Origin of the sequence: Pantoea anthophila, from assembly GCF_026104315.1 — a bacterium.
GTDB lineage: Bacteria > Pseudomonadota > Gammaproteobacteria > Enterobacterales > Enterobacteriaceae > Pantoea > Pantoea anthophila.
In genome coordinates this window covers 343,380-367,520 of sequence record NZ_CP110473.1, presented here as the reverse complement: position 1 = coordinate 367,520, position 24,141 = coordinate 343,380, and the positions used below count along the sequence as shown (strand labels likewise).

Sequence of the window (24,141 nt, the reverse complement as noted above, 5' to 3'; positions counted from 1 at the left end):
TATGACCGCGCCCTGCCCCCACGATCTGCTCTGGCTGCGTGATCGCAGCGCATTAGCCACGATCTCAGCGTGCTGGGTCGGGATGTTCTGGCATCCCGGCCTGCCGGTGGTGGTGCGGCGCGATCATCGCGAATCCGGCCTGATCCCGATTGGGGTGCGCGGTGAACGGCGGGAGCAGCGTGCCGCCGGATGGATTCATCCGGACGATATTGTCCGGGTGATAACGCCGGAGGGGCTGGCCGATCGCCCCCTGCTGCAGACTTCCCCTTTCAGCGCCTTTGCCCCGGTTCGCGCGGCGATCGTGCTGAGTGAGGCAGAGTGGCCGTGGCGCTGGGGGATCACCGGCAGCACCGGTTATGCGCTGGCGACGCAGCAGCCCACGCTGCACGCCGCCAGCGATCTCGATCTGGTGATCCGCGCCCCGCAGCCGCTGGACCGGGCTGCGCTGCAACGGTGGCAGAATCAGACCGACGCGCTGGCGTGCCGGGTGGATACCCAGGTGGAAACGCCTGCCGGTGCGTTTGCCCTCAACGAGTGGCTGCGCGAGGGACAGGTGCTGCTGAAAACCGACACCGGCCCCCTGCTGACCGCTTCACCCTGGAGCAGAGAAACCTCATGAAAATACTCTTTACCTTTCCTGGCCAGGGCACCCAGCGAGCCGGCATGCTGCAGCATCTGCCTGACGGCGAGGCGCTGTTAGCCCGCGTGCGGGCGGTACTGGGCGATGAAACTGACAGGCTCGACAGCGACGACGCGCTGCAGCACACCCGCGCCGTCCAGCTCAGCCTGCTGATCAGCGGGGTCGCCTGGGCGCACGAGCTGATACGTCGCGGGGTGAAGCCGGATATTGTCAGCGGTCTGTCGATTGGCGCATTTCCGGCGGCAGTGGTGTCAGGTGCGCTCGATTTCAGCGACGCCCTGCGGCTGGTGGCATTGCGCGGCGACCTGATGGAGCAGGCTTATCCGCACGGATATGGCCTGACGGCGATCACCGGCCTGACGCTGACGCATCTGGAAACGCTGCTGCCTGGCAGCCACACTTACATTGCCAATCTGAATGCCGAAACGCAGATAGTGATTGCCGGTCGTGATGAGGATATGGCACGGGTGGCGCAGAAGGCGCTTGAGGCAGGCGCCAGTAAGGCGATCAGACTGGCGGTAAGCGTGCCGTCGCACTGCGCGCTGCTGGACAAACCGGCGGCAGAACTGGCGCGTGCGTTTGAATCCGTGCGCCTCTCCCGTCCCGATTGTGCTTACCTCAGCGGCTCAACCGCACGGGTGATCCACGACCCGGAGAAGATCGCGGAGGATCTGGCGTTCAATATGGCACGGACCGTGCAGTGGTATGACACCATGGTCTCGGCTAACCAGCGCGATGCCCGTCTGGCGATTGAGATGCCGCCAGGCAATGTGCTGACCGGCCTGACCCTGCAGGCGGGCTGGCAGGGCGATGCAATCAGCCTGGAACGAAACGGCGTCGATGTGGCAGGTCATCTGGCTAAACGGCTGGAACGGTAAGGTTACGGGCATACATGCGCCCTTCTGCCGCCAGGGCCAGCAGGTCATTGTCGCGTTCGCGGCGATGCGAATAGACAATCGCAACCTGCTGCCGCATCTGGTAAGGCGCTGCGAGCGTCAGCAGCTGGATATTGTTTTCATAGACTTTCCGCATCCTTCCCGGGATCAGCGCCAGGCCGACGCCCGCCTGCACCAGACTGATCATGGAGAAGATGTCATTCACCTTCGTCACCATGCGTGGTTCAAATCCCGCGATCTGAAACGCCTCCTGCGAACCGGCATAGGTGGCAAATCCCTCGGCCAGTGAGACAAAATCGCGGTCGGCATAGTCACGCAGATCGACCGGTGCGTCGCCGCTGCCCGTTTCGCCAGCCGGCGCCGCCAGACAGATCGTGTCCTCGAACAGCGGGATCACATCAAACCGGGCCTCGCTGAGTTCGCCCTCATGGGTGGCAATCAGGATCGCGTCCAGCGCATCATCTTCCAGCATATTCAGCAGCATCTGGTTAGAGCCCATGGTCAGATCCAGCTCCAGCGTCGGCCGGCGCAGTTTCATGCCCATAATCAGCCGGGGAATGGTTTCAAGCGTCAGCGAGTAGAGTGTGCCAAGCCGCAGCCGTCCTCCACCGATACCCGCCACTTTGCGGGCCTCCTCAATGCCTTTGCCCATCAGGGCCGTGACGTCGCGACAATAGTCCAGCAGCGTCCAGGCGGCGGGCAGCGGCACCAGATTGCGCCCTTTGTGGATAAACAGCGGGCAGTCGATGCCCTCTTCCAGCGTGTGCAGCGCGCGGTGCACGCTGACGCTGCTCAGCTCCAGCGCTTCCGCCGTGCGGGCGATATTGCCTTTCGTCATAAACATCATGAAGACGCTGAGCTTCCGGAAGGTAATTTCCTGATTGATATTGTCACTCATGGGCTGCTGTTGCCTGTAAGGTCATTTTGCTTTTCCGCATAGTAGCGATTCTCCGCCAGCGTGTAATGATCTGGCTCGCAGCCGGATGATTTACTGCGGCTGAAGGCGGAATCTGCGGAGGTCAGGGAGGAGCGGAACGGGCAGAAAAAAGTGCGGCCGGTTTCCCGGCCGCAGAGCAGATGAATGGACGGCGCGCGCCTTACAGCCTTATCGGTGAAATGTTCCAGATCTCATCGGCATACTCCTGAATCGTCCGGTCAGACGAGAAGTAACCCATGCCGGCGATATTTTTCGCCGCACGGCGCTGCCACTCTTCCGGCTTACGGTAGAGCGCATCCACCTTGTCCTGCGTATCCACATAGCTGCGATAATCGGCCAGTAACTGGTAGTGGTCGCCGAAGTTCACCAGTGAATCGAACAGGTTGCGGTAGCGACCCGGATCCTGCGGGCTGAAGACGCCCGACGCGATCTGCGTCAGCACCTGATGCAGCTCTTCATCGCCTTCGTAATAGTCACGCGGGTTGTAGCCGCCCTGACGCAGGGCTTCTACCTGCGGCGTGGTATTGCCGAAGATGAAGATGTTCTCTTCACCGACGTGATCCAGCATCTCCACGTTGGCACCATCCAGCGTGCCGATCGTCAGCGCGCCATTCAGGGCAAACTTCATGTTACTGGTGCCGGACGCTTCCGTTCCGGCGGTCGAGATCTGCTCAGAGAGATCGGCGGCCGGAATGATGATCTGCGCCAGACTCACGCTGTAGTTCGGGATAAAGACCACTTTCAGTTTGTTCTTCACCTGCGGATCATTGTTGATGATGTTGGCGACATCATTGATCAGATGGATGATGTGTTTGGCAACGTAGTAGGCGGAGGCCGCTTTACCGGCAAAAATATTGACGCGCGGCACCCAGTCCGCCTGCGGATCGGCCTTGATACGGTTATATCGGGTGATCACATGCAGCACGTTGAGCAGCTGACGCTTGTACTCGTGAATACGCTTAATCTGCACATCAAACAGCGCATTCGGGTCGAGCACCACATCCAGGTTTTTTGCCACCCACTCGGCCAGCCGGCGCTTGTTCTGATGCTTGGCAATCGCCACTTTCTCGATAAACGCCGGGTAGTCGATCTGCGCTTTCAGCTCATCCAGCTGGCTGAGATCGGTGCGCCAGTTGCGGCCAATCTCCTCATCCAGCACCTCTGACAGCGCCGGGTTAGCCAGCGCCAGCCAGCGACGCGGAGTGACGCCGTTGGTTTTGTTGCAGAAGCGGCCCGGGAACAGGCGGGAGAAGTCTGCAAACAGCGACTGCACCATCAGGTTGGAGTGCAGCTCTGAGACGCCATTCACTTTATGGCTGACCACCACCGCCAGCCAGGCCATGCGTACCCGACGGCCGTCGTTCTCGTCGATGATCGAAATGCGCGACAGCAGATCCAGATCGTCAGGATAGTGATCCTGAATCGTCTTGAGGAAGAAGTCGTTAATTTCAAAAATAATGCTGAGATGACGCGGCAAGATCTTGCCGATCATATCCACCGGCCAGGTCTCCAGCGCTTCGGTCATCAGCGTATGGTTGGTATAGGAGAAGACCTGACAGCAGACGTCAAAGGCGCTGTCCCAGCTGAATTTATGCTCGTCGATCAGCAGGCGCATCAGTTCGGGGATCGCCAGCACCGGGTGCGTGTCATTCAGGTGGATGGCGATCTTATCCGCCAGGTTGTCCCAGGTCTGATGCATGCGCCAGTGACGATTCAGAATGTCCTGCACCGTGGCGGAAACCAGGAAATACTCCTGACGCAGACGCAACTCGCGCCCGGAATAGGTGGAGTCATCGGGATAGAGGACGCGTGAGACGTTTTCGGAGTGGTTTTTATCTTCCACCGCCGCAAAGTAGTCGCCCTGGTTGAACTTACCGAGGTTGATTTCGTTACTGGCCTGCGCGCCCCAGAGGCGAAGCGTGTTGGTGGCGTCGGTGTCGAAGCCCGGGATGATCTGGTCATAGGCCATCGCCAGGATCTCTTCGGTCTCCAGCCAGCGCACTTTCGCCCCTTCGTGCTGGACGCGGCCGCCGAAACGCACCTTGTAGCGGGTGTTAAATCGCTGAAATTCCCACGGATTGCCATACTCAAGCCAGTAATCGGGCGACTCTTTCTGCTCACCTTCCACAATGTTCTGTTTGAACATGCCGTAATCGTAACGGATGCCATAGCCGCGGCCCGGCATACCCAGCGTCGCCAGCGAATCGAGGAAACAGGCCGCCAGACGGCCCAGACCGCCATTGCCCAGGCCCGGATCGTTCTCCTCCTCCATCAGCTCGGCCAGATCCAGCCCCATCTCGTCGAGGGCCTGGTTGAGATCGTCATAGATCCCCATCGCCAGCAGCGCATTCCCCAGGGTGCGCCCCATCAGGAACTCCATCGACAGGTAGTAAACCTGTCGCACATCCTGCGACAGCTGAGCGCGGCTGGAACGCAGCCAGCGCTCCACCATCCGATCGCGAACCGCCAGCAGTGCAGCGTTCAGCCACTCATGCTTGTTGGCAATAGAGGGGTCTTTGCCGATGGTAAACATCAGTTTGTACGCAATCGAATGCTTTAAAGCATCCACCGTCAGCGTGGGTGAAGCGTAAGTGAAAGGTGCATTCATATCCGGTTTTCCCCATCCGTTACATCAGACGCTGGTAGAGATCGCGGTAGGCCTGTGCGGCCACCTGCCAGCTGAAATCCATGCCCATCGCCTGTCGCTGAACATAACGCCACAGTGAAGGGCGAGACCACAACACAAACGCGCGGCGAATCGCCCGCAACAGCGACCAGGCGTTAGCATCTTCAAAGCTGAAGCCACTGGCAATCCCATCCGCCAGGTTTTCCAGCGAGCTGTCGTTAACCGTATCCGCCAGTCCGCCGGTGCGGCGCACCAGCGGCAGCGTGCCATATTTCAGGCCATACAGCTGCGTCAGGCCGCAGGGCTCAAAGCGGCTCGGCACCACGATCACATCGGCACCACCGACGATGCGGTGTGAAAACGCCTCGTGATAGCCAATCTGCACACCCACGCTGCCCGGATGCTCTGCTGCCGCGGCCAGGAAGCCCTGCTGCAGTTCGGCATCGCCCTGCCCCAGCAGCACCAGCTGACCGCCCTGCGCCAGCAGGCCAGGGAGCGCCTCCAGCACCAGGTCCAGGCCTTTCTGTTTGGTCAGGCGGCTGATCACGCAGAACACCGGCGCTTTGTCATCAACCTTCAGCCCCATCGCCACCTGCAGCTGCCGTTTGTTTTCCGCTTTGGCTTCCAGCGTGTCGCGGTTGTAGCGCGCGCTGAGCAGCAGGTCGTGGGCCGGGTCCCAGATGGTCGGGTCGACACCGTTGAGGATCCCGCTCAGCCGCCCTTCCCGCATCCGCTGCGCCAGCAGCGTTTCCATGCCGTAACCAAACTCAGCAGAGGTAATCTCATGGGCGTAGGTCGGGCTGACCGCCGTCACGTGATCGGCGTAGAAGAGTCCCGCCTTCAGGAAGGAGATCTGCCCGTAAAACTCCAGCCCATGCATGTTAAAGAACGACCACGGCAGGCCAATCTGATCCATGTGGTGCGCCGAGAACAGTCCCTGATAGGCCAGGTTGTGCACGGTAAACACCGATTTGGCTGGACGGCCGCGCGCTTCCAGATAGGCGCAGGTAAGGCCTGCGTGCCAGTCATGGGCATGGACGATATCGGGACGCCACATCGAATCCATACCGCACGCCAGTTCGCAGCCGACCCAGCCCAGCAGCGCGAAGCGCAGGTAGTTATCGACATAGGCAAACTGCGACTCGTCATGATAAGGGCTACCGGGACGGTCGTAGAGGTCAGGGGCATCGATCAGATAGATGCCCACACCGTTAAATTCACCATATAACAGACGTATATGACCGGCAAATGTCTCTCGCTCTGTCACCATCTGGAGATCAGGTATGCCTTTGCGCAATGCAGGAAACGCTGGCAGCAGCACCCGCGTGTCTGTGCCGCCCGCAATCTGCGCCTGAGGTAATGCCCCGACTACATCAGCCAGTCCGCCCGTTTTAAGCAGCGGGAAAAGTTCTGAACAGACATGTAAAACCTGCATCCTCGACCTCATTAAGTTATCCGGCACGCTCCGCGTGCCGATTGCGTAAGTTCCGCTTATCGCTTACAGCCCCGCTTTGGCCAGCCTGGCCAGCATGGCGCGGGTGACCAGTACGATCCCTTCATCCGAACGGTGAAACCGGCGACTGTCTTCATCCGGATTTTCACCAATCACCATGCCTTCCGGTAACTCACAGGCGCGATCAATCACGCAGCGGCGCAGACGACACGAGCGACCCACCACCACATCCGGCAGCAGAACGGTTGAATCAATATTGCAAAACGAGTTAACCCGAACCCGGGGGAACAGCACCGAGTTGACCACGACCGAACCGGAGATAATGCAGCCGCCCGACACCAGCGAGTTCATCGTCATCCCGTGACTGCCGGAACGATCCTGAACAAATTTCGCGGGGGGCAGCGGCTCCATGTGGGTACGGATAGGCCAGGTGACGTCATACATATCCAGCTCAGGCATCACCGAGGCCAGATCGAGATTGGCGCGCCAGTAAGCTTCCAGCGTCCCGACGTCGCGCCAGTAAGGCGGCGCGTTGTCATCGTTCTGGACGCAGGAGAGCGCAAAGGAGTGCGCATAGCCTTCGCCGCTTGCCACCACTTTCGGCAGGATATCTTTGCCGAAGTCGTGGTTAGAGCCTGGCGTCTGCAGATCCGCTTCCAGCAGTTCATAGAGATAATCCGCGTTGAAGACGTAGATCCCCATGCTGGCGAGAGACTGCGTGTCATCACCTGGCATGGTGGGCGGTTTCGCGGGTTTCTCCACGAAGTCGATCACCATGTTCTCCTCATTCACCGCCATCACGCCAAACGCCGTGGCTTCATGCACCGGTACCGGTAAACAGGCGATGGTACATTTCGCCTCGTTCACCACGTGGTCCAGCAGCATGCGTGAATAATCCATCTTATAAATGTGGTCCCCGGCAAGGATCACGATGTACTGCGCCTGATAGCGGCGAATCACATCAAGGTTCTGCGTCACGGCATCGGCCGTGCCGCGATACCACTGTTCGGTCGAAAAGCGCTGCTGCGCTGGCAGCAAATCGACAAACTCATTCATCTCTTCATTGAAGATCGACCAGCCACGCTGGATATGCTGAGTCAGGGTATGGGACTGATACTGTGTAATGACGCCAATCCGCCGGATACCGGAGTTGACGCAGTTGGAGAGGGCAAAGTCGATAATGCGGAACTTGCCGCCGAAATGCACCGCCGGTTTGGCACGTTTGGCCGTTAAATCGACCAGCCGCGTGCCGCGTCCGCCGGCGAGGATCAGAGCAACCGTCTGTGTAGGGAGCTGGCGGGCCAGCATCAGGTGTTCTGTTCTATCTAACTTAACCATGTCTGACTCCTTATGATTGCTTTTGGAACACGCACACCCCGTGTGCGGGACCATGCCAGACAGTTAGCAGGATGGGGTTGTCGTCCCCGGCGAAAGGAGGAAGGGCACGCCATTCTCCGTCTGGTAACACGATGTCATTCACCGTATCCGTGGCGTTTATTGTTATTAACCAGCGGCCAGACAGCAGGATCTGCAATCTGTGCAGCCCCTGTGCCCATTCATCGTGCTGCAGTGGCTGGCCACCGGCATTGAGCCACTGCACATTGCCATCACCCTCCTGCCACCAGCGATCCGCGGTCAGCGCCGGTATGCGCTGGCGCAGACGAATCAGTGCGGCGGTGAATCCGACCAATCCCTTCTCATCCGCCTGCCAGTCAAGCCAGCTGAGGGCATTGTCCTGACAGTAAGGATTATTATTGCCGCGCTGCGTGTGGCCACGCTCATCGCCCGCCAGCAGCATCGGCGTGCCCTGTGACAGCAGCAGCGTGGTGAGCAGTGCCCGCACGCTACGGCGGCGACGTTCCGTGACGTCAAAACTGACGTTCAGCCCCTCTTTGCCGTGATTGTGGCTGTAGTTATCGCCGTGACCGTCGCGGTTATCTTCCCCGTTGGCTTCGTTGTGTTTGCGTTCGAAGCTCACCACATCCCACAGCGTAAAGCCGTCATGCGCGGTGATCAGGTTAACCGTGGCGTGGGGCAGACGGTCATCGTGCTGGTAGAGATCGCTGGAGGCGGCAAAGCGACGGACAAACTCGCCGTTGCTGAGTGCGCCATGCAGCCAGTAGCGACGCGCGGTGTCGCGAAACTGATCGTTCCATTCGGCAAAGGGTGGCGGAAAACGGCCAACCTGATAGCCGTCAGGGCCGATATCCCAGGGTTCCGCAATCAGCTTGACCTGAGAGAGTAGCGGACAGGCGCGTATTGCATCGAAAAAAGGGGCATCACGCCGGTAATCGGGTGTGCGGCCCAGCACCGGCGCAAGGTCAAAGCGGAAGCCATCAACGTGACAGACCCGCACCCAGTAGCGCAGCGCCTCTAAGGTCCACGCCATCACCTGCGGATGGTGGATATTCAGCGTGTTGCCGCAGCCGGTCCAGTTCTGATAGCCGCCCTGCTCATTCAGCCAGTAGTAGCTGGCGTTGTCGATGCCGCGCATCGAGATCGTCGGGCCGATCTCATCCAGTTCGGCGGTGTGGTTGAAGACCACATCCAGCAGCACTTCGATACCGGCGGCGTGCAGGTTTTTTACCGCCTGCTGAAACTCCTGCAGTGGCGTGACGCCTGGCTGACCAGAGGCGTAACGCGGATCGACCGCCCAGAGCGCAAAGGGGTTGTAGCCCCAGTAGTTACTCAGGCCGAGCTGGAGCAGGCGCGGCTCGCTGGCAAAATGGGCCACCGGCAGTAGCTCCAGCGCCGTGATGCCGAGATCGCGCAGGTAGTTCACCATAACAGGATGACCCAGCGCCGCGTAAGTCCCGCGCAGCGTTTCCGGAATTTCCGGATGCTGCTTCGTCAGCCCGCGAACGTGCGCTTCGTAAATCACCGTGTTACCCCACGGCGTGCGCGGGGCGACATCGTCCTGCCAGTCGAAATCTTCCGCCACCACCCGTGACTTCGGCGCGATGGCCGCGTTGTCATGCGGATCGGGCTGCGCCTCGCCGCCCTGAAACAGCGGGTCATCCGGGACGTCGCCCTCAACCGCGCGGGCGCAGGGATCGACCAGCAGCTTCGCCGGATTAAAGCGGTGTCCCTGCTGCGGCGCCCAGGGGCCATGCACCCGGTAGCCGTAACGCTGCCCCGGCTTCAGCGCCGGAACATAACCATGCCAGATATCCCCGCTGCGGCCAGGCAGATCAAGACGCTGTTCACGCCCCTCGTCATCAAACAGGCAGAGCTCGACGCGCCCGGCATGCTGAGAAAACAGGGTGAAATTGACGCCTTTGCCATCGTAACTGGCACCCAGCGGTTCGGGATCCCCGGCAGTAATGGTCATTCCCCCTCCCGCACCAGCCATACCGTTGCCAGCGGTGGCAGATTGAGGCTCAGCGACTGTGGTCGTCCGTGACTCTCCTGCTCATCGGTATGCACCCGGTGATTGCGCACATCACTGCCGTGATACTCATGCTGGTCGGTGTTCAGCACTTCGCGCCAGGTGCCAGGCTGATTGACCCCAAAGCGGTAGCCCGGACGCGGCACCGGCGTAAAGTTACTGACGACGATGATTTCGTTACCTTCGCGGTCACGACGTACAAACGCGAAGACCGAATGTTCCGCATCGTTGACCACCAGCCACTCAAAACCTGCCGGATCGAAGTCGAGCTGATGCAGCGGCGTGTAGTACTGATAGGTGTGGTTGAGATCGCGCACCAGACGCTGCACGCCGTGATGCCAGTTATCGCCGCCTTCCAGCAGATGCCAGTCCAGGCTGACATCGTGGTTCCACTCGCGGCCCTGAGCAAACTCGTTGCCCATAAACAGCAGTTTCTTGCCGGGGAAGCCCCACATCCAGCCGTAATAGGCGCGCAGATTGGCGAACTTCTGCCAGGCATCGCCCGGCATGCGGTCGAGAATGGAGCGCTTGCCGTGCACCACTTCGTCGTGTGACAGCGGCAGCACAAAGTTTTCGGTGTAGTTGTACATCATGCCGAAGCTCATCAGGTTGTGATGATGCTTGCGGTAGATAGGATCGACCTGCATGTAGTCGAGCGTGTCGTGCATCCAGCCCAGGTTCCATTTGAACCAGAAGCCCAGCCCGCCGCCCTCTGTCGGACGCGTTACGCCAGGGTAGTCTGTCGACTCTTCCGCCATCGTGACCGCGCCGGACGCCACGGTACCGAGCGTGCGGTTAGTGTGTTGCAGGAACTCAATCGCCTCAAGGTTCTCGCGGCCACCATACTGATTCGGCACCCACTGCCCTTCGACGCGGCTGTAGTCGCGGTAGATCATGGAGGCGACGGCATCCACGCGCAGGCCATCGATGCCAAAGCGTTCTGTCCAGTAGAGCGCATTGCCCGACAGGTAGTTACTCACTTCCCGGCGGCCAAAGTTGTAGATCAGGGTGTTCCAGTCCTGATGGTAGCCTTCTCGCGGATCGCTGTGCTCATAGAGCTCGGTACCGTCAAAGCGCGCCAGCCCGAAGTCATCGTTGGGGAAGTGACCCGGTACCCAGTCGAGCAGGACGTTGAGGCCGGCAGCATGGGCGCTGTCGATAAAGGCGCGGAAGTCGTCACGGATTCCGAAACGGCGGGTCGGTGCATACATGCCCAGTGGCTGATAGCCCCAGCTGCCGTCAAACGGATGTTCGTTAATCGGCAGCAGTTCGATATGGGTAAAGCCCATCTCTTTGACGTAGGGCACCAGCTGTTCAGCCAGCTCTTTGTAGCTCAGCCAGAAATTGTTGTCGGTATGACGCCGCCAGGAGCCCAGATGCACTTCATAGATGGAGATCGGCGCATCAAAACCGTTGGCGGCCTTGCGCTCCGCTTTCATCTCAACGGGCGCAGGCAGGCCGCAGATCATCGACGCGCTCTCCGGGCGCATCTGCGCTTCGAAGGCGTAAGGGTCCGCTTTGATACGCAGATCGCCATTGGCGTCGATGATTTCATATTTGTAGAGCTGACCGTTGACCGCACCCGGCACAAACAGCTCCCAGATGCCCAGCTCCTGGCGCAGACGCATCGGGTGACGGCGGCCATCCCAGAAATTGAAATCGCCGACGACGGAAACACGACGGGCGTTGGGCGCCCAGACGCAGAAGCGGGTGCCGGTCACGCCATCAATCACGTCACCATGCGCGCCCAGGGTTTCGTACGGACGCAGGTGGGTGCCTTCCGCCAGCAGCCACAGATCCATCTCCTGCAGCAGCGGGCCAAAGCGATAGGCATCATCGACCAGGTTTTGCTGGCCGTGCCAGTTCACCGCCAGCTGATAGCGGAACGGATTTTTGCGGCGGGGGATCACGCCGCTGAAGAAGCCGCGTGCGTCTTCACACGCCAGTTGAGCCAGCTTGCGCCCGGTAGAGGTCTCAATGACCCACACCTCAAGCGCTTCGGGGAGCAACGCCCTGACTTCAAGGCCTTGTGGCGTTCGGTGCATCCCTAGTAACGAAAAAGGATCGGCATAATTACCCGCAAACAGGGCATTGATCGCCTCGCGATCGGGAAGCTCTGACATGACTTTCTTCCTGTGATAACTGGCAGCCGAGATGCTCGCGACACGGCCTGTCGCGCGTCATCTGCGCTGCTCTTCATTGAGCCATACGTACGACGGCAAAAAAGTGTCAGGCCATTCCATGGAAAAAGTGTTTTGCCGTGTACCACAACCATTTAATCCGGAAAGCAAAAGCGAAACCTGTGGCACATCATGGTTAAATCATAGCTTGGTCGCAGCAGTTGCCATGGCTGAAAGCAAAATATTCTTTGCCGGCCGCCAAAAAGGGGAAGCTGATCACTGAGTAAGCGAACCGGCAGGTTGTTTCACGTACTGCAAAGCAAAAAAAAGGCCGGATAAATCCGGCCTTTGGCGATATTTTTCTTAGTCGATTAACAACCGCAGCATGCGACGCAGCGGTTCGGCTGCGCCCCATAACAGCTGGTCGCCCACCGTGAAGGCGGAGAGATACTCCGGCCCCATATTCAGTTTGCGCAGACGGCCAACCGGCGTGGTCAGCGTACCGGTCACGGCCGCGGGGGTCAGTTCACGCATCGTCAGCTCGCGATCATTCGGCACCACTTTGACCCACTCGTTATGAGAGGCCAGCAGCTGTTCAATTTCAGACAGCGGTAGATCGCGCTTCAGCTTCAGGGTAAACGCCTGGCTGTGGCAGCGCAGTGCACCCACACGCACGCACAAGCCATCAACCGGAATGACGTTGCGGGTCGCGAGGATCTTGTTGGTCTCTGCCTGGCCTTTCCACTCTTCACGGCTCTGGCCATTCTCCAGCTGTTTGTCGATCCACGGAATCAGACTGCCCGCCAGCGGCACGCCGAAGTTATCGGTCGGCAGGGTGCCGGAACGGGTGAAGTCGGTCACGCTGCGCTCGATGTCGAGAATTGCTGAGGCCGGATTCTGCAGCGCAGGCGCAACGTGGTCGTGCAGCATGCCCATCTGAGTCAGCAGTTCACGCATGTGGCGCGCGCCGCCGCCTGACGCCGCCTGATAGGTGGCGACAGAGGCCCACTCCACCAGGTCCTGCGCGAACAGGCCGCCCAGCGACATCAGCATCAGGCTGACGGTGCAGTTACCGCCGACGAAGGTTTTGATGCCCTGGTCGATGCCCTGACGGATCACCGCGTGGTTGACCGGATCGAGGATGATGATGGCATCGTCCTGCATGCGCAGCGTCGAGGCCGCATCGATCCAGTAGCCCTGCCAGCCGCTGGCGCGCAGCTTAGGATAGACATCGCTGGTGTAGTCGCCGCCCTGACAGGTGATAATGATGTCCAGCGCACGCAGCGCCTCAAGATCAAAGGCATCCTGCAGTGCGCCCTGCTGCTTGCCCGCAAACGACGGAGCCGCCTGACCATGCTGCGACGTCGAGAAGAAGACCGGATTGATTGCATCAAAATCGCGCTCTTCGCTCATGCGGGACATCAGCACGGAGCCGACCATACCGCGCCAACCAACAAAACCTACATTCTTCATGTCGTGTCCGTCTCAGGCAGATTTCACCTGCTTTCATTTCAGTGGAGAGAGCGGCGTGCTATGTTCACGCCGCTCTGCGTAATAATAGGATTTACCTCTGTCTGCTCACTCTACAAAATGCAGGCCTGGTGGCAAGTGAATTAATTCGATTACGCTAACTTTTTCAGCAGCGTAACTAATAACTCCGCTTTCTGGCGGACGGGATGGCGTTAAACCAATGACTGAAATGATTTCGGCGACAATATTATTGTTGTTAATTATGGATCCGCTGGGCAATCTGCCGATTTTTATGTCGGTTTTAAAGCATCTGGAGCCGAAACGGCGGCGGGTGGTGCTGATCCGCGAAATGCTGATCGCCCTGATTATCATGCTGCTGTTTCTGTTTACCGGCGAGCGCATTCTGGCCTTTTTAAATCTGCGCACCGAGACGGTGTCGATTTCCGGCGGCGTCATCCTGTTTCTTATCGCCATAAAGATGATTTTCCCGTCGGCCGAGAGCAGCAGCTCTGGTTTACCGGCAGGGGAAGAGCCGTTCCTGGTGCCGCTGGCGATTCCGCTGGTCGCCGGGCCGTCGTTGCTGGCGACGCTGATGCTGCTGTCGCATCAGTATCCACATCAGATGTCCCACCTGGTGGGCGCGCTGTTGATTGCCTGGGGCGTGACGGTCGGCATTCTGCTGATGTCAGGTCTGTTCCTGCGTCTGCTGGGTGATAAAGGGGTCAACGCGCTGGAGCGTCTGATGGGGTTGATACTGATTATGCTGGCGACCCAGATGTTCCTGGACGGCATCCGCGCGTATCTGAAGTTGTAAGCGCACCGTTATCCTTTTACCCCGACAGGCCGACCATGCAGCCTGTTCAGGCAGCGATTCCGGTCGGTCGTTTTGGCCATTCAGATGCCCGCCTGGTGGTGTCTGAGGGCGATAAAGGTGACGCGATTGCCACCAGAAAGTACGATGCAAAAAGTAAACAGGGGTGAGGGTGCCCGGAAAAAGCTGCCGCAGCGGATGCAGCATCTGAAAACCCGGAGGGAGATACCATGAGGTTGTTATTACAGTTTTTTTTCGGCGCGCTCTATCTGATAACGGGTTACGTCTCTTTTCAGGCACTCCTGCACTATGCCAGCAGCGGCCATTCAGGGGTGATCACAGAGATGCGCAGTTATCTGGTTGCCCCGCTACTCTGCGCGCTGCTCTGGCTGCTGTTTTATCTGGTCGCCTGGTGGAGCTTCAGGAAAATTGCCTTGCTGTCCGTGGCTAAAGAAACCGCCTTTCAGTCGCTATTCTTTCTGGCAAATAGCGTTTGCTTAGCTGGCCTGACCTTATTCTCTGTCCCGGGCCGGAAAGCGGCGTTAAATACTGTGCAGTTGATGAAGATTGACGTCACTGATTTTGCCTGGATTTACCTGGCTTCCGCCGCCATCACGCTGGTTGTTTTTGCTCTGATAAGAAGAAGGTGGGCATGAACCCGGTTTAATCCCGCTGCTGCTGTTTATATTGCCGGTTTTTTCCTGCGCGGTGAGGAGAATAAATGACGCTGGCTATTCACGCGGCGTCATTCTCCTTCTGCTGGTGGCGCCTTATCTGCTGTTCCCGTTTTTACTCTTCCCCTGCTCGCGGGAAAAAACCTGACGGGCAGAGAGCCCGTCAGGCTGGTCAGGAAAGCAGTGCGAAAGCAATCATACCGACGATAGCCCCGGTCGTGCCGAGAATCGTCTCCATCAGCGTCCATGTCTTCAGCGTTTCCGCTTCGCTGGCCCCGGTGAAGCGGCCAAACAGCCAGAAACCGGCATCGTTCACATGACTGATGATGATGGAGCCGCCGCCGATACAGATCGAGAGCGCCGCCAGCTGCGCGCCGCTGTAGTGCAGCGGTTCAATCACCGGCATGATCAACCCGACCGTGGTCAGACAGGCGACCGTTGCCGACCCCTGAATGACCCGTACCGCACCTGACAGGATAAAGCAGGCCAGCGCAATCGGCAGGCCCGCGCCGGTCAGCGCGTTGCCCAGCACCGGACCCACACCGGAGTCCACCAGCACCTGCTTGAACACGCCGCCCGCGCCAATCACCAGCAGGATAATCCCCGCCGGTTGCAGCGCGCTGCCGCACACCTGCATCACCCGCTCTTTATCCATGCCCTGACGATAAGCCAGACCATAAATCGCCACCAGCAGCGCCAGCAGGATCGCGGTGAAGGGATGGCCGATAAATTCCAGCCACGCATACAGCGAGGTCCCTTCGGTGGTGAAGCGGGCGCCAATGGTTTTCAGGCCGACCAGCACCAGCGGAAACAGGATCAGAGAGAGGCTGAAGCCAAATGAGGGCAGCTGGTTCTCATCGACATCCGGCTGATGATCTTCCGGCGGGGCGCTGAAGGAGACGTGCTTCGCAATGAAATTGCCAAACAGCGGCCCGGCAATCAGCATCCCGGGGATCGCCGCACACAGCCCCAGCAGGATCATCCAGCCAAAGTCAGCGTGCATCTGTGAAGCCAGCAGCATCGGAGCCGGTCCCGGCAGCAGAAACGCGGCGGCAGCAGCCACCCCGGCAAAGAGCGGGATAACCAGCTTCACCAGGTTGCCCCCGGTTCGCCGCGCCACGGCAAAAGCGATGCTGATCAACAGCACGACAGCCACCTCAAAAAAGAGCGGCAGCGCGCAGATCAGACCGGCAATCCCCATGGCGTAGTGGGCGCGGCTCTGACCAAAGGTTTTCAGCATCCGGATAGCAATCTGATCCACGGCCCCGGTTTCATGCAGGATTTTGCCGAACATCGCGCCCAGCGCCACCACGATAGCGAGGAAGCCGAGCGTGCCGCCCATCCCCTTCTGCATGGTGTCCGCAATCTTATCCAGAGGCATGCCGGAGAACAGTCCGGCACCGATTGACACTAACATGAGTGCGACAAAGGCGTGCATTCGCGCCTTCATCACCAGAAAAAGCAGCAGCAGGACGGAGCCTGCTGCGGTCAAAACGAGTGTTGCGGTATTCATCTCTAACCCTGACTGATAGCGTCCCGGATAGTCGCAACCGTAGCCGCCACAACCTCATCCAGTGAATGCGTGATATCCACTTCCAGTACATCCGGCTCGTCGCTGCCTGGCGCTTCCAGCGTTGCAAACTGCGTCACCAGCATCTGCGGCTTGAAGAAGTGCCCTTTGCGCGCTTTCAGGCGGGCTTCAATGGTGTCGAAGTCCCCTTTCAGGTAGATGAAACGCAGGTTGTCATTTCCCTGACGCAGAATGTCGCGATAACGCTTCTTCAGGGCCGAGCAGACAATGATGGAGATCGCCTGGGTACGCTGCATGGCAAAAGCGGCATCGTTCAGGGCCTGTAACCACGGCTGACGATCGTTGTCATCCAGCGGATGACCATCGGCCATCTTCAGAATGTTGGCACGGGGGTGGAGAAAATCGCCGTCAAGAAAGGCTGTATTCAGCTGGTGAGAGACCTGATTGGCGACGGCAGACTTTCCGCTGCCTGAAACGCCCATCAGGATAAAAACGTGATGCGACGGGGATTGCGTTGTCATTTTTCTGCTCCGGCAGGTGAGAATTTGCCAATGTTACCGATAACAATGTCGTTTCTCATTCTCCTGGCCGCTTAACAGCGTGGCAACCTTTTTACCCGGAAAAGCCTCAAAGTGTGAGCTGACTCATAAAAACGTCACAATCAGATGCTGCCGCCTTCACTGATCGCAAAACCGGTGTCGAGCATGCGCGTTTCGCGGCTTTCCCCGGCGATGCGCGCCAGCAGCAGCGCTGCGGCTTCGCGCCCGATGCGATCACGCGGCGTCAGTACCGTAGCCAGCTGAGGCGTCACCACCTGACTGATATCGTGACCATGAAAACCGGCAATCGCCATCTGATCGGGCACCTGCAATCCCTGGCGCTGGCACTCAAACATCGCGCCGACCGCCAGGTCGTCGTTGGTACAGAAGAGGCTGTCGGTTTCAGGATAGAGACGCTGCGCCTCACGCAGCAGATCGCCACCGGCACTGAATGAAGAGGCATCCTCCATCATGACGCTGCGCGGCGTCAGCCCGGCTTCGCGCATCGCGATTTCGTAACCACGCTGCTTCTGCAGGGTACGCTCATCCAGGCGTGCGCCAAGATAAACGGTGTGGCGATGTCCTTTGCCGAGGATCGCCCGGGTCATCTGCCGGGCCGCTTCGACGTTATCAAAGCCGACCGCCATATCCAGGCAGGGCGTAACGCTGTCCATCATCTCGATGACCGGGATGCCCGCCACTTCCAGCATGCGCAGCGTGCCCGGGGTATGGGTGCGTTCGGTGAGAATCACCCCATCAATGTTCCAGCCCAGCAGCGAGCGCAGTTGCAGCTCCTCTTTCTGTGGGTTGTAGCCAAAGTGGGCGACGAGCGTCTGGTAGTTCGCTTCATCCGTGACGGCTTCAATGCCGCGCAGAACGTCAGCAAAGACCTGGTTGGTCAGTGACGGCAGCAGCACGCCAATCGCACGGCTGGTGGCGTTCGAAAGCATATCGGGGGCGCGATTAGGGATATAACCCAGCTCATCCAGTGCCACCGCGATCTTATCCCGCAGGGCAACAGAAACCTGCTCAGGATTGCGCAGGTAGCGGCTGACGGTCATCTTGGTAATGCCGACGCGATCGGCAACGTCCTGTAATACCGGTCTTTTCTTCTTCATCGTAGCGCCTGGGATCGCCCTGAAAGCTAAAGTACGATGAGTCTATCACTTTTCTGTCACAAAATTGCCAGCGGGGCGCACCGGGGTGCGCCCGTCAGTTTTCTCAGACCGGTGGCAGATCAAACAGCAGAACTTCTGCGGCCGTGCTGGCTTCCAGCGTAAGCGCGCTTTCATCCCAGATAGCGAGGGCATCGCTGGTGGTCACCGCGTTACCGTTTACGCTCACGTTGCCTTTGACGACCTGGATCCAGATGCGACGACCGGGTTCAATCGCCACGTTATCCTGTTCACCGGCACCCAGTACCCAGCGCGACAGAGTCATGTCCTGATAGACTTTCAGCGATCCTTCACGGGCATCCGGGCTGAGCACCAGCTGACGTCCCTGCACATCCGGGAAGCGGCGCTGATCGTAGCGCGGCTCAATGCCGGTACGCTCAGGAATGATCCAGATCTGATAGAGGTGCAACGGTTCGCTTTCGCTGGCGTTGTACTCCGAGTGACGCACGCCAGTACCGGCGCTCATGATCTGGAACTCCCCTGCCGGGATCTGCTCTTTGTTGCCCATGCTGTCCTGATGCTCAACCGTTCCGGAGAGCACGTAGGTCAGGATTTCCATATCTTTATGCGGGTGGGTACCAAACCCCTGACCGCCGTCGATCACGTCTTCATTAATCACCCGCAGCGCGGAGAAGCCCATGAAGTTCGCGTCGTAATAGTTGGCGAATGAGAAGGTGTGCCAGCTATCGAGCCAGCCGTGGTTTGCGTGACCGCGTTCTTCAGCTTTGCGTACATAAATCATTTTCAGATCTCCTCAATGTTTTTTCATAGTCTGTGCCTGAGACGGTCTGATTGATAGCTGAAAAACTTCACTCCTCTGTTCAAAATAGTTGAACAAGGGTTGCGCAGTGGCTGAAAAAGGCTGAAGGAGAGCGGGCAAAAAAAAAGCCAGCGCCCTGGCTGGCTAAATAATACTGGAAGCAATGTGAGCAATGTCGTGCTTTCTCAGGCTGTCGGGCGACCTCCCGAGAACGCATGACAATAATAATCATTATCATTCGCGTCTGTAAAGCAGTTTTCGCACTTTTTCACTTGATTAACGGATTGAATACCTTGATGTTTAAAAGGTTTTTAACGGCGAAAGGAGCGACCATGAGTGAAATCGTTGTCCGGCACGTTATACCCGAAGATGCCGCTGCACTGCACCGGATTTACAGCCAGCCCGATACCCAGGCCGGCACCCTCCACCTGCCCCATTCATCCCTGCAGGGGTGGCATACGCGCCTCGCCACGCCTCAGCCCCATTCATACCTGCTGGCTGCCTGCATTGATGATGAGGTTGTCGGGCAAAGCGCGTTAAAGGTGGAAGAGCGCCCCAGACGCCGTCACGCCGCTTCACTGGGAATGGGGGTGGATGCGCGTTACCGGCAGCGTGGCGTCGGCAGCGCACTGATGCGTGAAATGGTCGCCATGTGCGATAACTGGCTTCAGGTGAGCCGAATGGAGCTGACGGTGTTCGTCGACAACGCGCCGGCCATTGCCCTTTATCAGCGATTTGGTTTTGAGATTGAGGGAACGGCGCGTGGGTTCGCTATACGGGACGGTGAACTCATCGATACGTACTATATGGCGCGGATTAAACCCTGAGCTGTGATGATGAAAAAGGGCACCTGCTGGTGCCCTTTGTGCTGAAAACCCTGGCATGTTTCGCTGTCAGTCAGCGCCTGCACAGGAAACGGGGTCAGATCGGAAAGACGCAAAAGCCGTCATCCATGACACGCTCGGCCCGCGCCGTCCTGGCGCGGGACGCTTTCCTCTTCTGACCCCATTCCCTGCACGTTAAGCTTATTTATTGCTGTCAGATTCACCTGGGTCTGGTTTGTATCAGTAACCCGCACTTAAATCATCGATGCTGCGCGGGTCAGACGCGCCATACAGCATGCCATCCGGCCCAATCATGATGCTCTGGGTACTGCCCATCGCAGGCAGCACCTTCACATGCTGACCTCTGGCTTCCAGCAGACGCAGCGTGTCCGGACTGAAGCCCTTCTCTACCCGCAACTGATCCGGCAGCCACTGATGGTGGAACCGTGGTGCGTTAGTCGCTTCCGCCACGTTCATGCCAAAATCGATGCTGTTAACCACCATCTGCAGCACGGTGGTGATAATGCGGCTGCCGCCCGGGCTGCCGGTCACCAGCCAGGTTTTGCCCCCTTTGGCCACGATAGTCGGCGACATCGACGACAGCGGGCGTTTCGCTGGCTGCACGGCATTCGCTTCACCGCCCACCAGCCCATAGACATTAGGCGTTCCGGGTTTAGCAGAGAAATCATCCATCTCGTTGTTCATCAGAATGCCGCTCTTGCCTGCCACAATGCCGCTGCCGAAATAGGTGTTTAGCGTATAGGTCACCGCAACCGCATTCCCCTGCTTATCCACCACCGAGAAGTGGGTGGTCTGGTTGCTTTCATAAGGGTCGAGTTTACCCGGCTTGATCTCGCTGGAGGGGCGCGCTTTCGCCACATCGATCTGCTGCGCCAGCGTCTTAGCGTACGCTTTACTGGTCAGCGCCTGCCACGGCACCTTCACGAAATCGGGATCGCCGAGATACTCTGAGCGGTCGGCATAGGCATATTTTTCCGCTTCCGCCATCACCTGCATGGCATCCGCACTGCCAAAGCCCATCTTCGCCAGATCGAAATTCTCCAGAATATTGAGGATCTGCACGATGTGAATGCCCCCGGACGACGGCGGTGGCATGGAGAAGACCTCATAGCCACGGTAAGTGCCGCTAATCGGCTTGCGCTCGACGGCACGATAGGCCGCCAGGTCCGCTTTGGTGATCAGCCCGCCGTGCTGTGCCATCTCTCCGGCGATCTCATCCGCAATTTCGCCTTTATAAAAGGCATCCGGCCCCTGACGGGCGATCAGTTGCAGGCTGTGAGCGAGATTTTTCTGCACCAGCCGATCGCCCTTCTGCCACGGTGTGCCGTCTGGCTTGTAGAAGATCGCCTTGCTGTTGGGATGGGTGATCAGCACCTCTTTGCCGTAGGTTTTCAGGTCATCGGCCAGCGCATCATTAACCGGAATGCCGTCCCGCGCCAGCCGGATGGCCGGAGCCAGCAGGGTACTCAGCGGCAGAGTGCCATATTTGTGTGCGGCCAGCGCCAGACCCGCTACGGTGCCGGGGGTGCCGGACGCGAGATGTGAGGTCAGCGACAGCTTGCTGTCGGCATTGCCCTGCTTATCCAGAAACATATCGCGCGATGCCCGTCCCGGTGCCATTTCACGGAAATCGATGGCGGTGGCACGGCCCGAGGCGGTGCGCAGCAGCATAAAGCCGCCTCCGCCAAGGTTGCCCGCCTGCGGATGGGTAACCGCCAGCGCAAAACCCACGGCGACGGCGGCGTCAACGGCATTGCCGCCCTGACGCAGAATCTCTACACCGACCTGGGTCGCCATCGCGTCTACCGACGCCACCATGCCGTGCTGCGCTTTGACCGGGTGAAACGTGTCGCTGTCCACGCCATAGGAGACGGGCGGCGCCTGCGTCGGCGCGGCATTAGCGCCCGCCACGACGGTAAAACTCATCACCAGCGACCAGCTAAGCTGACGCACCGTTTGCTGCATTTTCATCCTGTCACCATCCCGTGTTGTTATTTACATTTTTTTATCATTTCTGCAAGTGCTTACAAATACAGCAAAAGTGTCAGGGTTAAGTCAAATCAGGAATACATCTGAAAGTCAGGTCTGTGATATCGGGTAAACTTATGGGTGCGACCCAGAAGCCGGTGTGCGCCGTTGTGCACCCATAACCCTGTCGCGTTCAGAAAGGAGGAGTGATGAAAAAGTGGATGATTGTTTTAGCCGCCCTGCTGCCTTTCGCCAGTCAGGCGAACACGCTGAACAGCACTAATGACCCAAACCGGCCGGGCTATAATCCCAGCCAGCAGCGGATGCAGTCACAGATGCAGACCCAGCAGCAGCAGCAACAGCTGAAGCTGCGCCAGGATCAGCAGCGTCAGACTCAGGATATGCAGCGTAAAATGCAGGAACAGCGCGACAGCGCCCGGCAGCGGGTAATCACCACGCAGCCGGGGCAGCAGAATCAGAATTCAAATCAGAACTAACCGAAGTCGGGGCCGATGATGTCGATTGCGTCGGTACAGATGGCATCGACGCCCCATTTCAGTAACTCCCGCGCCCGATCCGGACTGTTCACGGTGTAGACCAGAATCTTCAGGTCCGCGCTTTTCAGCTCTGCAACCCGCTCTGCGGTCAGCACTTTATGGTTGAGGTGGATGGAGACGCACGCCAGCGCCGTGGTCTTTTCCCGCCACTGCGGGTCCCAGCTGTGGGACAGCAGCCCTCGCGGCAGCTGCGGCTCTGCCTGCATGGCGGCTTCCAGCGCCTCAAAAGAGAACGACGAGAGCAGCGGCGCGGTCTGATCCTGCCACAGCATTGCCGCGGCCTGCGCCACGGCACGGCCGGTTTCGGTCTCGCTGCCGGTGGTGGGTTTGATTTCGATGTTGGCCATCATCTGATGCTGACGGCAGCGCGCCGCCACCTGATCCAGCCGCGCCAGCTTTTCGCCCAAGAAGGCGTTGCCAAACCAGCCGCCCGCATCAAGCTGCGATAACTTTTCCCACGGCAGCTGACCCGCCACGCCCCAGCCGTTACTGGTGCGATCCAGCGTGTCGTCGTGCAGCAGAAAAATCTGCGCATCGGCCGAGAGTTTGACATCAAATTCAATCATCTGATGTCCAAACTTCGCGCCAGTGTCGATGGCTGCCAGGGTATTTTCCGGTGCCAGTTTACCGCCGCCGCGGTGGGCGACGATGCGGGGATAGGGCCAGTGTTGTGTACTCATTCCAGACGCTTTCCATGGGTTGAATCGAAGAAGTGTAACGCATCTGACGGCAGATGCAGCCACAGCGTCGTGCCGGGTTCCGGCCGTTCACTGTGGGCTAAGCGTACCACCAGCGGCGTGTCGCCGATGCGGCCATGGGCCAGATTATCGGCACCCAGCATCTCCAGCGTGTCCACCCGCAGCGGGATGCCGCCCTGCTCGCGGCTGCTTTGCCGGATATGCTCTGGCCGGATGCCCAGCACCACCGGCCGGCCGGCCCATTTCGCCTTGCTCTCGCTCAGCGGCAGCGCGTGCGAGGCGTCGAGATTAAAGCGCGACCCGTCGCTGCTGAACTGCCCTTTCAGCAGGTTCATGGCGGGAGCGCCGATAAACGCGGCGACGAACTGGCTGGCGGGACGCTCATAGATCTCCACCGGGGTGCCAAGCTGCTCGACCACCCCTTTATTCATCACCATCACCCGCTGCGCCAGCGTCATCGCCTCAACCTGGTCGTGCGTCACATAGAGGCTGGTGGTCTGCAGGCGGCGATGCAGCTGCTGCAACTCCAGCCGCATCTGCACCCGCAGACGGGCGTCGAGATTCGACAGCGGCTCATCAAACAGAAAGACCGCCGGTTCGCGCACGAGAGCGCGGCCCATCGCCACGCGCTGACGCTGCCCGCCGGAGAGCTCCCGCGGCCGCCGCGTCAGCAAATGATCCAGCTCCAGACTGCGCGCCGCGTCGAGCACCCGCTGACGAATCTGCTCTTTGCCCATGCCGCGAATTTTGAGGCCATACGCCATGTTCTCCTCTACCGACATGTGGGGATAGAGCGCATAGTTCTGGAACACCATCGCGATGCCGCGATCTTTCGGCTCTTCCTGGGTGACGCGCCGGTTATCGATGTAGATATCGCCGGAGCTGACCCGCTCCAGACCCGCCACCATGCGCAGCAGGGTCGATTTTCCGCAGCCGGAAGGGCCGACCATCACCATAAATTCGCCGTCATGGATGGTGACGTTCAGCGGCTGAATGATCTGATTTTTACCGTCATAGGATTTGGTCACTGCCTGAAGGGTTACGCCTGCCATC

General features: G+C 59.0%; 22 protein-coding genes. 8 read left to right on the top strand and 14 right to left on the bottom strand.

All coding sequences use genetic code 11. From position 1 onward, the window contains the following. Nucleotide 1 precedes the first annotated feature (1 nt). Nucleotides 2–619: a malonate decarboxylase holo-ACP synthase gene (locus OJ965_RS04230; protein WP_265137921.1), complete on the top strand. Its 618-nt coding sequence runs from the start codon at nucleotides 2–4 to the stop codon at nucleotides 617–619. Beyond that, nucleotides 616–1,518 (top strand): malonate decarboxylase subunit epsilon, encoded by a 903-nt coding sequence (mdcH, locus tag OJ965_RS04225; RefSeq protein WP_140029811.1) that lies wholly within the window; start codon nucleotides 616–618, stop codon nucleotides 1,516–1,518. The genes OJ965_RS04230 and mdcH overlap by 4 nt, the downstream gene beginning before the upstream one ends. On the opposite strand, the gene OJ965_RS04220 is transcribed toward mdcH, so the two are convergent. From OJ965_RS04220 to glgB, 6 genes are all read right to left on the bottom strand, one after another. Continuing rightward, nucleotides 1,499–2,434, bottom strand: a complete 936-nt coding sequence (locus OJ965_RS04220) for a LysR family transcriptional regulator (protein WP_009087744.1) — start codon at nucleotides 2,432–2,434, stop codon at nucleotides 1,499–1,501. The genes mdcH and OJ965_RS04220 overlap by 20 nt on opposite strands. Nucleotides 2,435–2,633: 199 nt before the next feature. After that, nucleotides 2,634–5,081 carry a glycogen phosphorylase gene (glgP, locus tag OJ965_RS04215; RefSeq protein ID WP_009087747.1) on the bottom strand — a complete coding sequence of 816 codons (2,448 nt, stop codon included), beginning with the start codon at nucleotides 5,079–5,081 and terminating at the stop codon, nucleotides 2,634–2,636. Nucleotides 5,082–5,100: 19 nt separating this feature from the next. Continuing rightward, nucleotides 5,101–6,534: a glycogen synthase GlgA gene (glgA, locus tag OJ965_RS04210; RefSeq protein WP_009087749.1), complete on the bottom strand. Its 1,434-nt coding sequence runs from the start codon at nucleotides 6,532–6,534 to the stop codon at nucleotides 5,101–5,103. Nucleotides 6,535–6,597: 63 nt separating this feature from the next. Continuing rightward, the gene (gene glgC, locus OJ965_RS04205; protein WP_009087751.1) at nucleotides 6,598–7,890 is read right to left on the bottom strand and encodes a glucose-1-phosphate adenylyltransferase; all 1,293 of its coding nucleotides are present in this window, start codon (nucleotides 7,888–7,890) and stop codon (nucleotides 6,598–6,600) included. A 10-nt stretch (nucleotides 7,891–7,900) separates the two neighbouring features. Continuing rightward, nucleotides 7,901–9,883, bottom strand: a complete 1,983-nt coding sequence (gene glgX / locus OJ965_RS04200; protein WP_265137912.1) for a glycogen debranching protein GlgX — start codon at nucleotides 9,881–9,883, stop codon at nucleotides 7,901–7,903. Then, the gene (glgB, locus tag OJ965_RS04195) at nucleotides 9,880–12,063 is read right to left on the bottom strand and encodes a 1,4-alpha-glucan branching enzyme (RefSeq protein ID WP_265137910.1); all 2,184 of its coding nucleotides are present in this window, start codon (nucleotides 12,061–12,063) and stop codon (nucleotides 9,880–9,882) included. The genes glgX and glgB overlap by 4 nt, the downstream gene beginning before the upstream one ends. Nucleotides 12,064–12,181: 118 nt before the next feature. On the opposite strand from glgB, the gene OJ965_RS04190 reads away from it, so the two are divergent. Next, nucleotides 12,182–12,343: a hypothetical protein gene (locus OJ965_RS04190; RefSeq protein WP_158000247.1), complete on the top strand. Its 162-nt coding sequence runs from the start codon at nucleotides 12,182–12,184 to the stop codon at nucleotides 12,341–12,343. Nucleotides 12,344–12,423: 80 nt separating this feature from the next. On the opposite strand, the gene asd is transcribed toward OJ965_RS04190, so the two are convergent. Beyond that, nucleotides 12,424–13,533 (bottom strand): aspartate-semialdehyde dehydrogenase, encoded by a 1,110-nt coding sequence (gene asd, locus OJ965_RS04185; RefSeq protein ID WP_009087755.1) that lies wholly within the window; start codon nucleotides 13,531–13,533, stop codon nucleotides 12,424–12,426. Nucleotides 13,534–13,750: 217 nt separating this feature from the next. Here asd and OJ965_RS04180 point away from each other — a divergent pair, with 217 nt between their 5' ends. The 3 genes from OJ965_RS04180 to OJ965_RS04170 are packed head-to-tail and all read left to right on the top strand — an operon-like array spanning nucleotide 13,751 to nucleotide 14,997. Further along, complete coding sequence (locus OJ965_RS04180; protein WP_009087757.1) at nucleotides 13,751–14,344, top strand: YhgN family NAAT transporter; 594 nt, start codon at nucleotides 13,751–13,753, stop codon at nucleotides 14,342–14,344. Nucleotides 14,345–14,379: 35 nt separating this feature from the next. Next, nucleotides 14,380–14,511 carry a hypothetical protein gene (locus OJ965_RS04175; RefSeq protein ID WP_255470412.1) on the top strand — a complete coding sequence of 44 codons (132 nt, stop codon included), beginning with the start codon at nucleotides 14,380–14,382 and terminating at the stop codon, nucleotides 14,509–14,511. Nucleotides 14,512–14,571: 60 nt separating this feature from the next. After that, the gene (locus OJ965_RS04170; RefSeq protein WP_150030099.1) at nucleotides 14,572–14,997 is read left to right on the top strand and encodes a hypothetical protein; all 426 of its coding nucleotides are present in this window, start codon (nucleotides 14,572–14,574) and stop codon (nucleotides 14,995–14,997) included. A 190-nt stretch (nucleotides 14,998–15,187) separates the two neighbouring features. Here the strand turns inward: OJ965_RS04170 and gntU are convergent, their stop codons facing one another. The 4 genes from gntU to OJ965_RS04150 form a co-directional block, all read right to left on the bottom strand. Next, nucleotides 15,188–16,528, bottom strand: coding sequence for a gluconate transporter (gntU, locus tag OJ965_RS04165; protein ID WP_058956969.1), 1,341 nt, complete (start codon nucleotides 16,526–16,528; stop codon nucleotides 15,188–15,190). A 2-nt stretch (nucleotides 16,529–16,530) separates the two neighbouring features. After that, a complete protein-coding gene (gene gntK / locus OJ965_RS04160) occupies nucleotides 16,531–17,067 on the bottom strand; it encodes a gluconokinase (RefSeq protein ID WP_009087761.1) in 537 nt (178 codons plus the stop codon). A 140-nt stretch (nucleotides 17,068–17,207) separates the two neighbouring features. Next, a complete protein-coding gene (gene gntR, locus OJ965_RS04155) occupies nucleotides 17,208–18,203 on the bottom strand; it encodes a gluconate operon transcriptional repressor GntR (RefSeq protein WP_265137906.1) in 996 nt (331 codons plus the stop codon). 103 nt (nucleotides 18,204–18,306) lie between these two features. Then, a complete protein-coding gene (locus tag OJ965_RS04150; protein ID WP_009087765.1) occupies nucleotides 18,307–19,002 on the bottom strand; it encodes a pirin family protein in 696 nt (231 codons plus the stop codon). A gap of 350 nt (nucleotides 19,003–19,352) precedes the next feature. Here OJ965_RS04150 and OJ965_RS04145 point away from each other — a divergent pair, with 350 nt between their 5' ends. Further along, the gene (locus tag OJ965_RS04145; protein ID WP_009087767.1) at nucleotides 19,353–19,847 is read left to right on the top strand and encodes a GNAT family N-acetyltransferase; all 495 of its coding nucleotides are present in this window, start codon (nucleotides 19,353–19,355) and stop codon (nucleotides 19,845–19,847) included. Between the two features lie 237 nt (nucleotides 19,848–20,084). On the opposite strand, the gene ggt is transcribed toward OJ965_RS04145, so the two are convergent. Beyond that, nucleotides 20,085–21,836: a gamma-glutamyltransferase gene (gene ggt / locus OJ965_RS04140; RefSeq protein ID WP_033736081.1), complete on the bottom strand. Its 1,752-nt coding sequence runs from the start codon at nucleotides 21,834–21,836 to the stop codon at nucleotides 20,085–20,087. A 206-nt stretch (nucleotides 21,837–22,042) separates the two neighbouring features. On the opposite strand from ggt, the gene OJ965_RS04135 reads away from it, so the two are divergent. Next, a complete protein-coding gene (locus OJ965_RS04135; protein ID WP_009087771.1) occupies nucleotides 22,043–22,330 on the top strand; it encodes a DUF2756 domain-containing protein in 288 nt (95 codons plus the stop codon). Here the strand turns inward: OJ965_RS04135 and ugpQ are convergent. Both ugpQ and OJ965_RS04125 read right to left on the bottom strand, forming a co-directional pair. After that, entirely contained in the window at nucleotides 22,327–23,070 is a 744-nt protein-coding gene (gene ugpQ, locus OJ965_RS04130) for a glycerophosphodiester phosphodiesterase (RefSeq protein WP_265137904.1), read from the bottom strand. The two genes, OJ965_RS04135 and ugpQ, sit on opposite strands and share 4 nt — an antisense overlap. Next, nucleotides 23,067–24,140, bottom strand: coding sequence for a sn-glycerol-3-phosphate import ATP-binding protein UgpC (locus OJ965_RS04125; RefSeq protein WP_265137902.1), 1,074 nt, complete (start codon nucleotides 24,138–24,140; stop codon nucleotides 23,067–23,069). Before OJ965_RS04125 ends, ugpQ begins: the two co-directional genes overlap by 4 nt. Nucleotide 24,141 lies beyond the last annotated feature (1 nt).

Excerpts from the sequence above, each read along its gene's own strand:
- OJ965_RS04230 (WP_265137921.1), top strand. The coding sequence starts at position 2 with ATGACCGCGCCCTGCCCCCACGATCTGCTCTGGCTGCGTGATCGCAGC.
- mdcH (WP_140029811.1), top strand. The coding sequence starts at position 616 with ATGAAAATACTCTTTACCTTTCCTGGCCAGGGCACCCAGCGAGCCGGC.
- OJ965_RS04220 (WP_009087744.1), bottom strand. The coding sequence starts at position 2,434 with ATGAGTGACAATATCAATCAGGAAATTACCTTCCGGAAGCTCAGCGTC.
- glgP (WP_009087747.1), bottom strand. The coding sequence starts at position 5,081 with ATGAATGCACCTTTCACTTACGCTTCACCCACGCTGACGGTGGATGCT.
- glgA (WP_009087749.1), bottom strand. The coding sequence starts at position 6,534 with ATGCAGGTTTTACATGTCTGTTCAGAACTTTTCCCGCTGCTTAAAACG.
- glgC (WP_009087751.1), bottom strand. The coding sequence starts at position 7,890 with ATGGTTAAGTTAGATAGAACAGAACACCTGATGCTGGCCCGCCAGCTC.
- glgX (WP_265137912.1), bottom strand. The coding sequence starts at position 9,883 with ATGACCATTACTGCCGGGGATCCCGAACCGCTGGGTGCCAGTTACGAT.
- glgB (WP_265137910.1), bottom strand. The coding sequence starts at position 12,063 with ATGTCAGAGCTTCCCGATCGCGAGGCGATCAATGCCCTGTTTGCGGGT.
- OJ965_RS04190 (WP_158000247.1), top strand. The coding sequence starts at position 12,182 with ATGGAAAAAGTGTTTTGCCGTGTACCACAACCATTTAATCCGGAAAGC.
- asd (WP_009087755.1), bottom strand. The coding sequence starts at position 13,533 with ATGAAGAATGTAGGTTTTGTTGGTTGGCGCGGTATGGTCGGCTCCGTG.
- OJ965_RS04180 (WP_009087757.1), top strand. The coding sequence starts at position 13,751 with ATGACTGAAATGATTTCGGCGACAATATTATTGTTGTTAATTATGGAT.
- OJ965_RS04175 (WP_255470412.1), top strand. The coding sequence starts at position 14,380 with ATGCAGCCTGTTCAGGCAGCGATTCCGGTCGGTCGTTTTGGCCATTCA.
- OJ965_RS04170 (WP_150030099.1), top strand. The coding sequence starts at position 14,572 with ATGAGGTTGTTATTACAGTTTTTTTTCGGCGCGCTCTATCTGATAACG.
- gntU (WP_058956969.1), bottom strand. The coding sequence starts at position 16,528 with ATGAATACCGCAACACTCGTTTTGACCGCAGCAGGCTCCGTCCTGCTG.
- gntK (WP_009087761.1), bottom strand. The coding sequence starts at position 17,067 with ATGACAACGCAATCCCCGTCGCATCACGTTTTTATCCTGATGGGCGTT.
- gntR (WP_265137906.1), bottom strand. The coding sequence starts at position 18,203 with ATGAAGAAGAAAAGACCGGTATTACAGGACGTTGCCGATCGCGTCGGC.
- OJ965_RS04150 (WP_009087765.1), bottom strand. The coding sequence starts at position 19,002 with ATGATTTATGTACGCAAAGCTGAAGAACGCGGTCACGCAAACCACGGC.
- OJ965_RS04145 (WP_009087767.1), top strand. The coding sequence starts at position 19,353 with ATGAGTGAAATCGTTGTCCGGCACGTTATACCCGAAGATGCCGCTGCA.
- ggt (WP_033736081.1), bottom strand. The coding sequence starts at position 21,836 with ATGAAAATGCAGCAAACGGTGCGTCAGCTTAGCTGGTCGCTGGTGATG.
- OJ965_RS04135 (WP_009087771.1), top strand. The coding sequence starts at position 22,043 with ATGAAAAAGTGGATGATTGTTTTAGCCGCCCTGCTGCCTTTCGCCAGT.
- ugpQ (WP_265137904.1), bottom strand. The coding sequence starts at position 23,070 with ATGAGTACACAACACTGGCCCTATCCCCGCATCGTCGCCCACCGCGGC.
- OJ965_RS04125 (WP_265137902.1), bottom strand. The coding sequence starts at position 24,140 with ATGGCAGGCGTAACCCTTCAGGCAGTGACCAAATCCTATGACGGTAAA.